Below are 14,659 nucleotides of genomic sequence, written 5' to 3' on the forward strand. Positions count from 1 at the left end.
CGGCTGCCGTGCTGACTTGACAGTAGGTGGCCGGAAAGCGACTGCGAAGTGTACGTTTCATCCATATGAACGGGGCCGGATGGAGGGAACGCACACCATGCCGGAAACGATCAACCCAGCAGTCCCACCGACCCCACCCGTCCCGCTCTCGGCCCTGCTGGCCCGGGAGGATCTCGCGCTGCGCCGGATCGCGGGACCCTCGGATCCGGACATCGTGATCCACTGGGCGCACACCTCGGAGATGGCCGACCCGTACCCGTACCTGCTGGGCGGCGAGCTGCTGCTGACCGCCGGGGTGCACGTCCCGGAGGATGCGGGCTCGGGCACATACTTCGACGACTACGTCTCCCGGATCGTCGCGGCGGGCGGCGCGGCCCTCGGTTTCGGTCTGGCCCCCGTGCACGACACGGTCCCGCGCGCCCTGGTCGCCGCCTGCGAGGTGCACGGCCTTCCCCTGCTCGAGGTGCCGCCGCAGACAACCTTCTCGGGCGTCGCCCGCGCGGTGTGGCAGCTGATGGCGCAGGCCCGCCTGGCCGAGCTGCGCCGGGTGACGGAGGCCCAGCAGAGCCTCGCGGCCGCCGCCTCCCGCCCGGACCCGGTCCCCTCGGTGCTGCGCCAGCTGGCTCAGCGTCTGGGCGGGCACGCGGTGCTGTACGGGCCCGACGGAACGGAGATCACGAGCGCCGGCCGGGACCCGGCGGGGGGCACCGGGCAGGCACTGGCGAAACTCGCCGGAGTGGTACGGCCGACGGGCCGCGCGACGCGCGCCCCGGCCCCCGAGCCGGCCGGCGGCCCCGGAACCACCCGCCCGGCCACCGGCACCGGCCGCCAACCCACCCCGCCCACCGCACCCGGTCGCCCGACCGCTGCCGCGCCCGTCGCCCCCGCGCGGCCGGTTCCCAGCTCTGCCACCGACACCCTCGGTGACACCCATCTCGCCGCCTACGCCCTCGGCTCCGGTGAGGGCTTCGTGCTCGGGGTGGCGTCCCCGCAGCGCGAGCCCGGGGACCACACCATCGCCTCCGTCGCCGCCGTGCTGCTGTCCCTGCTCACCGGCGAGCACCACAGCGGGGCGGGCGCCGCCCGGTCCTCGGCGCTCGTTCGGCTGCTGCTCGGCACGGCGCCCGAAGAGGTGGCACCCCTGCTGGGGAACGGGCGGTGGGTCGTCGTGCACGCCCGGCCCGAGACCCAGCTGCCGGACGCGATGGCGGCCTCCGCGCTCGGCGCGGCCCTGGGGTCGCCGCTGGTCGACCTCGCGCGGGACGTCGTACGGGTGCTGGTGCCCGCCGGGCGGGAGCCGGTCGCGCAGCAGGGCTGGACCCTCGGGGTCAGCGCGGCCGTCGGCCCGCGGGACTGGCCGGCCGCCGACACCCAGGCGGCCCGCGCGCTGGCCCGCGCCCGTGCCACCCGCGCCCCGCTGGTCCGGCACGACGCCCGGCCGGGACTCGGGGACCTGGTGTCCCGGGACGACGCCGAGGCCCACGCCCGTGCGCTGCTCGCCCCGCTCGCGGCCCAGCCCGCGCTCGCCGAGACACTCCGGGCCTGGCTGTCGCTGCACGGCAGTTGGGACCGTACGGCGGTGGCGCTGGAGGTGCACCGCAACACCGTGCGGCAGCGGATCGCCCGCTGCGCCGCGCTGTTGGAGGCCGACCTGGACGACCCCGACGTACGGATGGAGTTGTGGTTCGCGCTGCGGCGCGGTGAGTGACCCGCGTCCCAGGGTGCGGTATGACGAGGACGCGCAAAGCCCGCTGCTCCACAATGGGAGGCATGCCGATATCCGGGACACCCAGCCGCGCCCAGCTCGTCGACCACCTGGTGAGGACCCGTATCGCGGGGGACGTCGCCACACCTCGCGAGAACAACCTCTCCCACTACCGCCAGCTCGCCAACGGTGTCCGCAACTTCTGGCTCGGCCTGGAGCTGGGCGACCGCTGGACGGACGAGCAGGACGTGCTCGCGGTCATGGCCGAACGGGTGGGCGTCAACGACGATCCCGAGTACCGGTACGGGCAGGACACCATCGACCCCGAGCTGACCGTGGACGCGCTGGAGCGCCTCGCGCGCCGGCTGCGCAAGGCGGCCGACGGGCAGCAGCGGGTGCTGTTCGCCACCGGTCACCCGGGCGGCCTGCTGGACGTGCACCGGGCGACGGCCGCCGCACTGCGCGCCGCCGGCTGCGAGATCGTGGTCATCCCGGACGGGCTGCAGACGGACGAGGGGTACGTCATGCAGTTCGCGGACGTGGCCGTCCTGGAGCACGGCGCGACACTCTGGCACACGCACTCCGGTGAGCCGATGCGGGCCATTCTGACGGCACTTGAGCGCGAGGGACGTCCGCTGCCGGACCTGGTGGTGGCCGACCACGGCTGGGCCGGGTACGCCGCACAGCACGGCGTCGACTCCGTCGGATACGCCGACTGCAACGACCCCGCGCTGTTCCTCGCCGAGTCCGAGGGCACCCTCCAGGTCGCGGTGCCGCTCGACGACCACGTGCTCAGCCCGCGCTACTACGACCCGCTGACGGCGTATCTGCTGGCCGAGGCGGGGCTGGCCTGACGCCCGGCACGGTGCGTCGACGGTCGTGACGGTGCGGCCCCGCCACGGGAGCCGCACCATCGATCAGGTGGTGGTCGGGTCAGTAACCTCCGTGGCCGCCGTGGTCGTTGCCACCGTGGCCGTTGCCACCGTGGTCGTTGCCACCGTGATCGTTGCCACTGTGATCGCCATGGTCGTTGCCGCCGTGGTCGTAGCCACCGTGGTCATGGTTGCCGTAGTCGTCGTCATCGTCGCCCCACCATCTGTGATGACCGCTGTGGTCGCTGTCGTCCCAGCTGTGGCTGTAGGAGCCGTGGTCGCCGTTGTCCGACGCCGAGGCGGTGCCTGCCGCCCCGATCGCGGCTCCGCCGGCCAGCAGAATTCCGGCTGCGGACGTCGCGACAAGACGCCTCGTGCGGGTAGCTCGCATGGGAAATACCTTCCATCGGCTCTCGCGCGTACCTGAAGGGAACGTCACGAGGTGGATGGCCGTCACCGCACGAGGGAGGAAAGGTGCGGCACGGTCTTCGGATGTCACCGCTGGCTCATGAGCGGCACCTCGGTCCGGCCGACGCCTGCGATCCCTGCCCTCGGATGTCGCGGTTGAGGTCAGAGCTTTCCAGAGACCTCGTCGGCCGCGTGTGCCGTGCACTTGCGGCTTTCACCGGAAGAGCCTGGTACCGCACCCGTCACTCGTCATCTCGGGCGACCAATCGCGTCACACTCATCGCGGGACGCGCACCACACCCTCCTGAATCACCGTGATGGCGAGCCGTCCGTCCTGGGTGTAGATCCGGGCCTGACCGAGGCCCCGGCCGCCGTGCGCGGACGGCGACTCCTGGTCGTACAGCAGCCATTCGTCGGCGCGGAAGGGCCGGTGGAACCACATCGCGTGGTCCAGGGACGCCCCCACGACGTCGCCAACGGCCCAGCCGCCGCGGCCGTGCGCGAGCAGCACGGAGTCGAGGAGGGTCATGTCGGAGACGTAGGTGGCGAGGACGACGTGCAGCAGGGGGTCGTCGTCGAGCTTGCCGTTGGTGCGGAACCAGACCTGGGAGTGCGGCTCGCGCGGCTCGCCGAACTTCCCGTACGGCGGCTCGTCCACGTAGCGCAGGTCGATCGCCTCGCGGGCCTCCAGGAAGCGCTCCACCACCTCGGGGGCGAGGTGGCCGTAGCCGCGCAGCCGCTCCTGGGAGGTGGGCAGCGCGGCCGGGTCGGGCGCGGCCGGCATGGGGGCCTGGTGGTCGAGGCCTTCCTCGTACGTCTGGAAGGACGCCGACAGATGGAAGATCGGCTTGCCGTGCTGTACGGCGACCACCCGGCGGGTGGTGAAGGACCGTCCGTCGCGGATGCGGTCGACGCTGTAGACGATCGGCGCGCCGGGGTCGCCCGGACGCAGGAAGTACGCGTGCAGGGAGTGGGCGGGCCGGTCCGCGGGGACCGTCCGTCCGGCGGCGACCAGCGCCTGGGCAGCGACCTGCCCGCCGAAGACCCGGGGGACGACGGCGGAGCGGGACTGGCCGCGGAAGATGTCCTCCTCGATCTGCTCGAGGTCGAGCAGATCGAGGAGATCCTGGAGTGCCTGGCTCATGGAATTAGTTGTACCGGCCAGTGATTGCGGGGACCTTACAGACCCATGTCCTTGGCGATGATCGTCTTCATGATCTCGCTGGTGCCGCCGTAGATGCGGTTGACGCGGTTGTCCGCGTACAGGCGGGCGATCGGGTACTCGTTCATGTAGCCGTAGCCGCCGTGCAGTTGGAGGCAGCGGTCGATCACGCGGTGGGCGACCTCGGTGCAGAAGAGCTTCGCGGAGGCGGCCTCGGCGGGGGTGAGCTCACCGGCGTCAAGGGCCTCGGTCGCCCGGTCGGCGACGGCCTCGGCGGCGTCCACCTCGGCCTGGCAGGCGGCAAGCTCGAACTTGGTGTTCTGGAAGTGGGCGACCGGCTTGCCGAAGACGGTGCGCTCCTGGACGTACTGCTTGGCGAACCGGACGGCGGCCCTGGCCTGCGCGTAGGCACCGAAGGCGATGCCCCAGCGCTCGGAGGCCAGGTTGTGGCCGAGGTAGTAGAAGCCCTTGTTCTCCTCGCCCAGCAGGTCCTCGACGGGGACCTTGACGTCGACGAACGCCAGCTCGGCGGTGTCGGAGGTCTTCAGGCCGAGCTTGTCCAGCTTGCGGCCGACGGAGTAGCCCTCGGACTTGGTGTCGACGGCGAAGAGGGAGATGCCGTGGCGGCGGTCCTCGGCGGTCGGCGCGGCGGTGCGGGCGCAGACGATCACCTTGTCGGCGTGGACACCGCCGGTGATGAAGGTCTTGGCGCCGTTGAGGACGTAGTGCGTGCCGTCCTCGCTGAGCTTGGCGGTGGTCTTCATGCCCGCGAGGTCGGAGCCGGTGCCCGGCTCCGTCATCGCGATGGCCCACATCTCCTCGCCGCTGACGAACTTCGGCAGGTAGCGCTTCTTCTGCTCGTCGCTGGCGAGCATCTTGAGGTAGGGCAGCGCCAGCAGGACGTGGACGCCGGAGCCGCCGAAGCTCACGCCCGCACGGGCGGTCTCCTCGTAGAGGACGGCCTCGAACTTGTGGGTGTCCAGGCCCGCGCCACCGAACTCCTCGGGCACGCTGATGCCGAAGATGCCCAGCTCACCCAGCTTGTAGTAGAAGTCGCGCGGCGCCTGGCCGGCGGCGAACCACTCGTCGTAGACCGGTACGACCTCGGCCTCGATAAAGGCGCGAAGGGTCTCCCGGAACGCCTCGTGATCCTCGTTGAACACCGTACGGCGCACGCCGTCCACCTCCACGTACCTCGGCATGACTTCGCCATGTCTAAGCGCTTGCTCACTCAACCGTACCGGCGGGTAGGGAATCCCGTCCAGAGGGGTCCGCGCGTAACGCTCGTCACGCCCGCTCCGGGGGCGGGCCGAGGCGGACCTCCGCGTCCCGGTCGAGGCCTTGGCGGTACTCGACGGCTCCCTTCCGGTTCCACACGCGGTATCCGGACAGGTCACCGCGCACGGGACCGGTCACGCGGACGCGGGCGAGCGCATGGGCGTTCGCGTCGTCGTGCGGCGGCACCGGGACCGGCCGCTCGGGACCGACCCGCACCGGGCCGTCGGCGTTCAGCTCCTCGTCGTCGGCGACGACGGGGCCGTAGCCGCCCATCTGCCCCAGGGTGACGGCGCCGTAGCGCAGCACCTTCAGACCGGCCGGCGCCTGGAGCCACCGCGTGCGCAACAGCGTGAGCGGCTCTCCGCCGCCGTCGGCCCGGAGGGGCAGGCTCACCCAGTACTCGTCGCCGATCCGCGCATGCTCGAAGCCGATGGCGTTGCCCGTCTCGGCGAGCGCGTGTCTCTGCGCGTAGCCGCCGGCCCGGTCACCCCCCGTCGCGGCCGTCGGCGTCCCCACCACGGCGAGCGCGGCAACCGCTCGCGGCGCTCTCGCCCACCTCACTCCTCCGGCCGTGGCGGTCACCACGGCTCCCCCCTCCGTCCGGTGCGCCCTCGTGCGGCGCAAGGGGAGAATTGATCATGGCATTGACCTGCGCGGACAGGTGGCTACTGGTCCCCCGCCGCCGCGAACGCCCCGCGGGCCATCCGGTGCAGCAGCGCCGCCGTGGTGCCCCGGCCGGGCAGCGTGCCCGCGCGGCCCAGGTGGGGCGTGGAGTTCAGCAGGCCGAAGACCGAGTGGACGGCGGACCGCGCCGAGGGCTCCGACAGCGCCGGGTAGACCGCCCGGACCACCTCCACCCACAGCTCCACGTACTGCCGCTGCAGCTGCCGCACGAGCTTGCGGTCGCTGTCGCGCAGGCGGTCCAGCTCGCGGTCGTGCAGGGTGATCAGGGGACGGTCGTCCAGGGCGAAGTCGATGTGGCCCTCGATGAGCGAGTCCAGGACCGCAGAGGCGCCGGCCTGCCCGTCGGCCTCCGCCAGGCGGCGCTTGGCCCCCGTCAGCAGCTGACCGCTGATGCCCACCAGCAGCTCGGCGAGCATCGCGTCCTTGCCCGGGAAGTGCCGGTACAGACCGGGGCCGCTGATGCCGACCGCGGCGCCTATCTCGTCAACACCGACGCCGTGGAAACCGCGCTCGGCGAAGAGCCGGGCGGCCTCCTTGAGGATCTGCTCGCGACGGGTGGGGGCGTCGGTTCTGGTGACCATGCCAGCAATTCTAGACAGGGAGGTTAGCGGTCGTTAACCTGATGGAAATGGTTAACGCTCATTAACAGTACGACCACTGGGTGAGGGGACCGCAGGATGCAGGAGGCACCGGAGCTGACGAGCGCGGCAGACCCCGCGTCGGAGGCCTGGCGGGCCAATGAACAAGCCCACCTCGCACTCGCCGAGGAACTGCGCGGCAAGCTGGCCGTCGCGGCCCTCGGCGGCGGCGAGAAGGCACGGGCGCGGCATACCGCGCGCGGCAAGCTGCTGCCGAGGGACAGGGTCGACACGCTGCTCGACCCGGGCTCGCCGTTCCTGGAGCTGGCCCCGCTCGCCGCCGACGGGATGTACGACGGGCAGGCACCGGCCGCCGGCGTGATCGCCGGGATCGGGCGGGTCAGTGGGCGCGAGTGCGTGATCGTCGCCAACGACGCCACCGTCAAGGGCGGCACGTACTACCCGATGACGGTGAAGAAGCACCTGCGCGCCCAGGAGGTGGCCCTGGACAACCGGCTGCCGTGCGTCTACCTGGTCGACTCCGGCGGCGCGTTCCTGCCGATGCAGGACGAGGTGTTCCCCGACCGCGAGCACTTCGGGCGGATCTTCTACAACCAGGCACGGATGTCCGGCGCGGGCATCCCGCAGATCGCCGCCGTGCTCGGCTCGTGCACGGCCGGCGGGGCGTACGTCCCGGCCATGAGCGACGAGGCCGTGATCGTCCGCAACCAGGGGACGATCTTCCTGGGTGGCCCGCCGCTGGTGAAGGCGGCCACCGGTGAGGTCGTCACGGCGGAGGAGCTGGGCGGCGGCGAGGTCCACTCCCGGACCTCCGGTGTCACCGACCACCTCGCCGAGGACGACGCGCACGCCCTGCGGATCGTGCGGAACATCGTCGCCACGCTCCCCGCGCGGCAGTCCCTCCCCTGGGAGGTCACCCCGGTCGCGGAGCCCAAGGTGGATCCGTACGGGCTCTACGGCGCCGTCCCGGTGGACTCCCGTACCCCCTACGACGTGCGCGAGATCATCGCGCGCGTGGTCGACGGGTCCCGGTTCGCCGAGTTCAAGGCCGAGTTCGGGCAGACCCTGATCACCGGCTTCGCCCGGATCCACGGCCACCCGGTCGGGATCGTCGCCAACAACGGCATCCTGTTCTCGGAGTCCGCCCAGAAGGGCGCGCACTTCATCGAGCTGTGCGACCAGCGCGGCATCCCGCTGGTGTTCCTGCAGAACATCTCGGGCTTCATGGTGGGCAAGGACTACGAGGCGGGCGGCATCGCCAAGCACGGCGCCAAGATGGTGACGGCCGTGGCGTGCACCAGGGTCCCCAAGCTGACCGTCGTCGTCGGCGGCTCGTACGGCGCCGGCAACTACTCGATGTGCGGCCGGGCCTACTCCCCCCGCTTCCTGTGGATGTGGCCCAACGCCAAGATCTCCGTCATGGGCGGCGAGCAGGCCGCCTCCGTGCTCGCCACGGTCAAGCGCGACCAGTTGGAGGCGCGCGGCGAGGACTGGCCGGCCGAGGAGGAAGAGGCCTTCAAGGCGCCGATCCGCGCGCAGTACGAGCGCCAGGGCAACGCCTACTACGCCACCGCCCGTCTCTGGGACGACGGCGTGATCGACCCGCTGCAGACCCGTCAGGTGCTGGGACTCGCCCTGACGGCCTGCGCCAACGCGCCGCTGGGTGACCCCCAGTTCGGCGTCTTCCGGATGTGAGGAGGGGAACCGTGTTCGACACAGTGCTGGTCGCCAACCGGGGCGAGATCGCCGTACGCGTCATCCGTACGCTCCGCTCGCTGGGCGTGCGCTCGGTGGCGGTCTTCTCCGACGCCGACGCCGACGCGCGGCATGTGAGGGAGGCCGACACGGCGGTACGGATCGGCCCGGCGCCGGCCGCCGAGAGCTATCTGTCGGTGGAGCGGCTGCTGGAGGCCGCAGCCCGCACCGGCGCCCAGGCTGTCCACCCGGGGTACGGCTTCCTCGCGGAGAACGCGGGCTTCGCGCGCGCGTGCGAGGAGGCGGGGCTGGTCTTCATCGGCCCGCCGGCGGACGCGATCGCGTTGATGGGCGACAAGATCCGCGCCAAGGAGACGGTGCGCGCGGCCGGGGTGCCGGTGGTCCCCGGGTCCAGCGGCAGCGGCCTGACGGACGACCAACTCGCCGAAGCGGCCCGGGAGATCGGCGTGCCCGTACTGCTGAAGCCGAGCGCGGGCGGCGGCGGCAAGGGCATGCGCCTGGTGCGGGACGTGACCGTGCTGGAGGAGGAGATCGCGGCCGCCCGCCGCGAGGCCCGTGCCTCCTTCGGTGACGACACGCTCCTGGTGGAGCGGTGGATCGACCGTCCCCGGCACATCGAGATCCAGGTGCTGGCGGACGGTCACGGCAACGTCGTCCACCTCGGCGAGCGCGAGTGCTCGCTCCAGCGGCGGCACCAGAAGATCATCGAGGAAGCGCCGAGCGTGCTCCTCGACGAGGCGACCCGCTCCGCGATGGGCGAGGCGGCCGTACAGGCGGCGCGCAGTTGCGGGTACCGGGGCGCGGGCACGGTGGAGTTCATCGTGCCGGGCGGTGACCCGTCGTCGTACTACTTCATGGAGATGAACACCCGCCTCCAGGTGGAGCACCCGGTCACCGAACTCGTCACCGGGCTCGACCTGGTGGAGTGGCAGCTGCGGGTGGCGGCCGGGGAACGGCTGGGCTTCGCGCAGCAGGACGTGGCGCTCACCGGCCACGCGGTCGAGGCGCGGATCTGCGCCGAGGATCCCGCGCGCGGCTTCCTCCCGTCCGGCGGCACGGTGCTGCTGCTCGACGAGCCGCGGGGCGACGGCGTGCGCACCGACTCCGGGCTCAGCGAGGGCACGGAGGTGGGCAGCCTCTACGACCCGATGCTGTCCAAGGTCATCGCCCACGGCCCGGACCGCGCGACGGCGTTGCGCAGGCTCAGGTCGGCCCTGGCGGAGACGGTCACGCTGGGCGTGCAGACCAACGCGGGGTTCCTGCGGCGGCTGCTGGCGCATCCGGCGGTGGTTGCGGGCGAGCTGGACACCGGGCTGGTCGAGCGGGTGGTGGACGACCTGGTCTCCACGGACGTCCCGGAGGAGGTGTACGAGGCGGCGGCGGCCGTACGGCTGGAGGCGCTGCGGCCGCGGGGCGAGGGCTGGACCGACCCCTTCTCGGTGCCGAGCGGCTGGCGGCTGGGCGGAACTCCGAAGCCGCCCGCCTTCGACCTGCGGGTGGCCGAACCGGTCGCGCACACCCCGCGCGGCACCCACACCGTCACGGAAGACCGGGTGTCCGTCACCCTCGACGGCGTCCGGCACTCCTTCCGCCGGGCCGGTGACTGGATCGGCCGGGACGGCGACGCCTGGCAGGTGCGCGACCACGATCCGGTGGCCGCGTCCCTCACCGGGGCCGGGCACGCGGGCGCCGACTCGCTCACCGCGCCCATGCCCGGCACGGTGACCGTGGTGAAGGTCGCCGTCGGCGACGAGGTCACGGCGGGCCAGAGCCTGCTGGTGGTCGAGGCGATGAAGATGGAGCACGTCATCTCCGCCCCGCACGCCGGCACGGTCGCCGAGCTGGACGTGGCTCCGGGCACGACGGTCGCCATGGACCAGGTCCTGGCCGTCATCGCACCCAAGGAGGAGGCGGAGTGAGCGCCGACGGACTGCCCATGGTCGTACCGGCCCAGGACCTGCCCGCACGGGTGCGGATCCACGAGGTCGGCGCGCGCGACGGGCTGCAGAACGAGAAGATGACCGTGCCGACCGAGGTCAAGGCGGAGTTCATCCGCCGGCTGGCCGACGCGGGTCTGACGAGCATCGAGGCGACGAGCTTCGTGCACCCTAAGTGGGTGCCTCAACTGGCCGACGCGGAGGCGCTGTTCCCGGTCGTCCAGGACCTGAAGGGGGTGCGGCTTCCGGTCCTCGTGCCCAACCAGCGCGGGCTCGACCGTGCGCTGGCCCTGGGCGCCGACCGGGTGGCCGTCTTCGCCAGCGCCACCGAGTCCTTCGCGAAGGCCAACCTCAACCGGACCGTGGACGAGTCCCTCGCCGTCTTCGAGCCGGTCGTGGCCCGCGCCAAGGACGCGGACGCCCATGTACGCGGCTACGTCTCCATGTGCTTCGGCGACCCCTGGGAGGGCGCCGTACCGCTTCACCAGGTCGTACGCGTCTGCAAGGCGTTGATGGACATGGGCTGCGACGAGCTGAGCCTCGGGGACACCATCGGGGTCGCGACCCCGGGCCATGTCCTCGAACTCCTCTCCCTGCTCAACGAGGAGGGCGTGCCGACGAACGTCATCGGCGTGCACTTCCACGACACCTACGGCCAGGCACTGGCCAACACCTACGCGGCACTGGAACACGGGGTGACGACCATCGACGCCTCCGCCGGAGGCCTCGGCGGCTGCCCGTACGCCAAGTCCGCGACCGGCAACCTCGCCACCGAAGACCTCGTGTGGATGCTGCAGGGCCTCGGCATCGACACCGGGGTCGACCTCGGCCGCCTCGTCGCCACCAGCGTGTGGATGGCCGCCCACCTGGGCCGACCCAGCCCTTCCCGCACCGTCCGAGCCCTGTCCCACAAGGAGCAGTGATCACGATGGACCACCGCCTCTCCCCCGAGCTCGAGGAACTCCGCCGTACGGTGGAGGAGTTCGCGCACGACGTCGTGGCGCCGAAGATCGGCGACTTCTACGAGCGGCACGAGTTCCCGTACGAGATCGTCCGCGAGATGGGCCGCATGGGCCTGTTCGGGCTGCCGTTCCCGGAGGAGTACGGCGGCATGGGCGGCGACTACCTGGCCCTCGGCATCGCTCTGGAGGAACTGGCCCGGGTCGACTCGTCCGTGGCCATCACGCTGGAGGCCGGTGTCTCGCTGGGCGCCATGCCCCTGCACCTCTTCGGCACCGAGGAGCAGAAGCGCGAGTGGCTCCCGCGGCTCTGTTCCGGCGAGATCCTCGGCGCCTTCGGCCTGACGGAACCGGACGGCGGCAGCGACGCCGGGGCCACCCGCACCACGGCCCGCCTGGACCCGGACACGAACGAGTGGGTGATCAACGGCACGAAGTGCTTCATCACCAACTCGGGCACCGACATCACGGGTCTGGTGACGGTCACGGCGGTGACCGGCCGCAAGCCGGACGGCAAGCCGCAGATCTCGGCGATCATCGTCCCGTCGGGCACCCCCGGCTTCACGGTCGCCGCGCCCTACTCGAAGGTCGGCTGGAACGCCTCCGACACCCGCGAACTGTCCTTCCAGGACGTCCGGGTGCCCGCCGCCAACCTCCTGGGTGCGGAGGGCCGCGGCTACGCCCAGTTCCTGCGCATCCTCGACGAGGGCCGCATCGCCATCGCGGCCCTGGGGACCGGACTGGCCCAGGGCTGTGTGGACGAGTCGGTGAAGTACGCGAAGGAGCGCCACGCCTTCGGCCGGCCGATCGGCAGCAACCAGGCCATCCAGTTCAAGATCGCGGACATGGAGATGAAGGCCCACACGGCCCGCCTCGCCTGGCGCGACGCGGCCTCCCGGCTGGTCGCGGGCGAGTCCTTCAAGAAGGAGGCGGCCGTGGCCAAGCTCTACTCCTCCACGGTCGCCGTGGACAACGCCCGCGAGGCGACCCAGATCCACGGCGGATACGGCTTCATGAACGAGTATCCGGTGGCCCGCATGTGGCGCGACTCCAAGATCCTGGAGATCGGCGAGGGCACGAGCGAGGTCCAGCGGATGCTGATCGCAAGGGAGTTGGGGCTGGTGGGCTGAGGTAGCCCCGGCGGCGCCCGGGCCGCCCGCGGGTCCGGGTGCGGGGCGCCCCCACCCTCTGGACAACTAGTGAGGTTAGGCTAACCTACCTTCGAACTTGTCCGGCGGGCGCCTCGCCCCGTTCGAAAGCAGTCACATCCATGCCCCATGCCCGTGCCACCCACCTCACTCGCCGCGGCCTGCTCGCCGCGGGCGGCGCCCTCGGACTCGGTGCGGCACTCGCCGCCTGCGGGGACGACAAGGGGAAAGTAGCGGGCTCCGGGAAGACGGCCGGGAGCGGCAAGTCCGGCCCCTGGAGCTTCGAGGACGACCGCGGTACGACCGTGAAGCTGGACAAGGTGCCCGCGAACATCGTCGCGTTCACCGGTGTCGCCGCCGCGCTGTACGACTACGGCATCCAGGTCAAGGGCGTCTTCGGCCCGACAAGGACCACCGCGGGCAAGGCCGACGTCCAGGCCGGCGACATGGACATCAGCAAGGTGACGGTCCTCGGCAACGCCTGGGGCCAGTTCAGCATCGAGAAGTACGCGGCCCTCGCGCCCGACGTGCTGATCTCGACGATGTTCGACGACGCCGGCACGCTCTGGTACGTCCCCGACGAGTCGAAGAAGAAGATCGCCCAGCTGGCCCCCGGCGTCGGCGTCTCCGTCTACGACCGTCAGCTCACCCGGCCGCTGCAGCGGATGTGGGACCTCGCCGAGTCGCTGGGCGCCGACATGAGGGCCGCGAAGGTCACCGACGCCAGGAAGCGCTTCGAGGAAGCGGCCGCCCGGCTGCGGGCCGCCGCCAAGGCCAAGCCCGGCATCAAGGTGATGGCCGGCTCCGCGAGCGACCAGCTCTTCTACGTCTCCGGCACCAACCTCTCCATCGACCTGGAGTACTTCAAGGCCCTCGGCGTGAACTTCGTGGAGCCCCCGGAGAGCGCCAAGAAGCAGGGCGGCGGCTGGTACGAGTCGCTGAGCTGGGAGAACGTCGACAAGTACCAGGCCGACATCATCATGCTGGACGACCGCACCTCGGCGATCCAGCCCGCCGACATCACCAAGGCCACCTGGAAGAAGCTGCCCGCGGTGAAGGCGGGGCAGGTCGTCGCGCGGTCGCCCGAGCCGATCCTGTCGTACGACAAGTGCGTGCCGCTGCTCACCAACCTGGCCGAGGCCCTCGAGAAGGCCAAGAAGGTCAGCTGAATCCCCCTCACCTGTCTTTCCCTCACCTGTCTTCCTGAACACCAGCCTCAGGAGCCCTCATGACGACGGCCGTGGCCGCACCGTTCCGTTTCTTCTCCCTTCAGGTCGTACGGACGAGGCGGCTCGGGCCGTCTCTGGTCCGGGTCACCTTCGCCGGGGCCGACCTGCACTCCTTCCACTCCGACGGGCGCGACCAGTCCCTGTCGCTGTTCCTGCCGCACCCGGGACAGAGCGAGCCCGTGGTCCCGCTGGAACTGGGCGACGACTGGTGGCAGGGGTGGCGTGAACTCCCGGACGACGTACGGGCCGTCATGCGGTCGTACACCCTCCGGGCGCTGCGCCGCGCTCCCGACGAGATCGACATCGACTTCGTCCTGCACACGCCCGCCGGGCCCGCGTCCGGCTGGGCCTCACGAGCCGCCGCCGGCGACCGCGTGCTGCTCCTGGGCCCGGCGATCGCGGACAACCGCGCCATCCGCTTCCGGCCGCCCGAGGGCACCGACCTCGTCGTCCTCTGGGGCGACGAGACGGCCGTACCCGCCGCGACCGCCGTCCTGGAGTCCCTGCCGGCCGGCACCCGTGCCCGCGCCTGGCTCGAGGTGCCGCACGCCGGCGACATCCAGGACGTGACGACCGAGGCGGACGCGGAGATCACCTGGCTCGTACGCCACGACGTCCCCCACCGCCTCAAGGGCGCGGGAAGTGCCCCCGCCCTCATGGCCGTCGACGCCGTACGGGCCGCTCGTCTGCCCGCCGCCCGGCGGCCGTACGTCTGGATCGCCGGCGAGTCCGGCCGGGTGAAGGAGCTGCGGCGGCACTTCACCGGCGAGCGCGGGATCGAACGGCGGCACATCACCTTCGTCGGCTACTGGCGCCGCGGCATGACGGAGGAACAGCTCCGCGCGGCCGGGTAACTCCCCCTGCGGTGACGCCGGTCACGGCACGGCCACACCTCGCAACATCAAAGTTAGGTTAGGCTAACCTTAGTTAACTCTGGCACGGACAGTCCCCTCGGAGGACCC

At 71.5% G+C, this 14,659-nt stretch carries 13 protein-coding genes; 8 read left to right on the plus strand and 5 right to left on the minus strand.

All coding sequences use genetic code 11. The features are described 5' to 3' along the window. The first annotated feature begins 79 nt into the window (after positions 1–79). Together AC07CM_RS08235 and AC07CM_RS08240 are read left to right on the plus strand one after the other, a co-directional pair. The gene (locus AC07CM_RS08235) at positions 80–1,708 is read left to right on the plus strand and encodes a PucR family transcriptional regulator (RefSeq protein ID WP_478875523.1); all 1,629 of its coding nucleotides are present in this window, start codon (positions 80–82) and stop codon (positions 1,706–1,708) included. Between the two features lie 62 nt (positions 1,709–1,770). Further along, a complete protein-coding gene (locus tag AC07CM_RS08240; RefSeq protein WP_478875524.1) occupies positions 1,771–2,559 on the plus strand; it encodes a phosphatase in 789 nt (262 codons plus the stop codon). A 79-nt stretch (positions 2,560–2,638) separates the two neighbouring features. Here AC07CM_RS08240 and AC07CM_RS08245 read toward each other — a convergent pair whose 3' ends face one another. From AC07CM_RS08245 to AC07CM_RS08265, 5 genes are all read right to left on the minus strand, one after another. Continuing rightward, complete coding sequence (locus AC07CM_RS08245) at positions 2,639–2,968, minus strand: hypothetical protein (protein ID WP_478875525.1); 330 nt, start codon at positions 2,966–2,968, stop codon at positions 2,639–2,641. Between the two features lie 294 nt (positions 2,969–3,262). Next, on the minus strand, positions 3,263–4,129 hold the full coding sequence (tesB, locus tag AC07CM_RS08250) for an acyl-CoA thioesterase II (protein ID WP_478875526.1): 867 nt from the start codon (positions 4,127–4,129) through the stop codon (positions 3,263–3,265). A 35-nt stretch (positions 4,130–4,164) separates the two neighbouring features. Next, positions 4,165–5,322, minus strand: a complete 1,158-nt coding sequence (locus tag AC07CM_RS08255; protein ID WP_478875746.1) for an acyl-CoA dehydrogenase family protein — start codon at positions 5,320–5,322, stop codon at positions 4,165–4,167. Positions 5,323–5,434: 112 nt separating this feature from the next. Continuing rightward, positions 5,435–6,007, minus strand: coding sequence for a hypothetical protein (locus tag AC07CM_RS08260; RefSeq protein ID WP_478875527.1), 573 nt, complete (start codon positions 6,005–6,007; stop codon positions 5,435–5,437). Between the two features lie 83 nt (positions 6,008–6,090). Beyond that, positions 6,091–6,690, minus strand: a complete 600-nt coding sequence (locus AC07CM_RS08265) for an SACE_7040 family transcriptional regulator (RefSeq protein WP_478875528.1) — start codon at positions 6,688–6,690, stop codon at positions 6,091–6,093. A 96-nt stretch (positions 6,691–6,786) separates the two neighbouring features. On the opposite strand from AC07CM_RS08265, the gene AC07CM_RS08270 reads away from it, so the two are divergent. From AC07CM_RS08270 to AC07CM_RS08295, 6 genes are all read left to right on the plus strand, one after another. Beyond that, the gene (locus AC07CM_RS08270; protein ID WP_478875529.1) at positions 6,787–8,403 is read left to right on the plus strand and encodes a carboxyl transferase domain-containing protein; all 1,617 of its coding nucleotides are present in this window, start codon (positions 6,787–6,789) and stop codon (positions 8,401–8,403) included. Positions 8,404–8,414: 11 nt separating this feature from the next. Further along, positions 8,415–10,343 carry an acetyl/propionyl/methylcrotonyl-CoA carboxylase subunit alpha gene (locus AC07CM_RS08275; protein WP_478875530.1) on the plus strand — a complete coding sequence of 643 codons (1,929 nt, stop codon included), beginning with the start codon at positions 8,415–8,417 and terminating at the stop codon, positions 10,341–10,343. A gap of 17 nt (positions 10,344–10,360) precedes the next feature. After that, positions 10,361–11,284, plus strand: coding sequence for a hydroxymethylglutaryl-CoA lyase (locus AC07CM_RS08280; protein WP_478875747.1), 924 nt, complete (start codon positions 10,361–10,363; stop codon positions 11,282–11,284). A 5-nt stretch (positions 11,285–11,289) separates the two neighbouring features. Beyond that, positions 11,290–12,450: an acyl-CoA dehydrogenase family protein gene (locus tag AC07CM_RS08285; RefSeq protein WP_478875531.1), complete on the plus strand. Its 1,161-nt coding sequence runs from the start codon at positions 11,290–11,292 to the stop codon at positions 12,448–12,450. 140 nt (positions 12,451–12,590) lie between these two features. Further along, a complete protein-coding gene (locus AC07CM_RS08290) occupies positions 12,591–13,637 on the plus strand; it encodes an ABC transporter substrate-binding protein (RefSeq protein ID WP_478875532.1) in 1,047 nt (348 codons plus the stop codon). A 59-nt stretch (positions 13,638–13,696) separates the two neighbouring features. Further along, on the plus strand, positions 13,697–14,551 hold the full coding sequence (locus AC07CM_RS08295; protein WP_478875533.1) for a siderophore-interacting protein: 855 nt from the start codon (positions 13,697–13,699) through the stop codon (positions 14,549–14,551). Positions 14,552–14,659 lie beyond the last annotated feature (108 nt).

Source organism: Streptomyces sp. NPDC044061 (genome assembly GCF_056434305.1).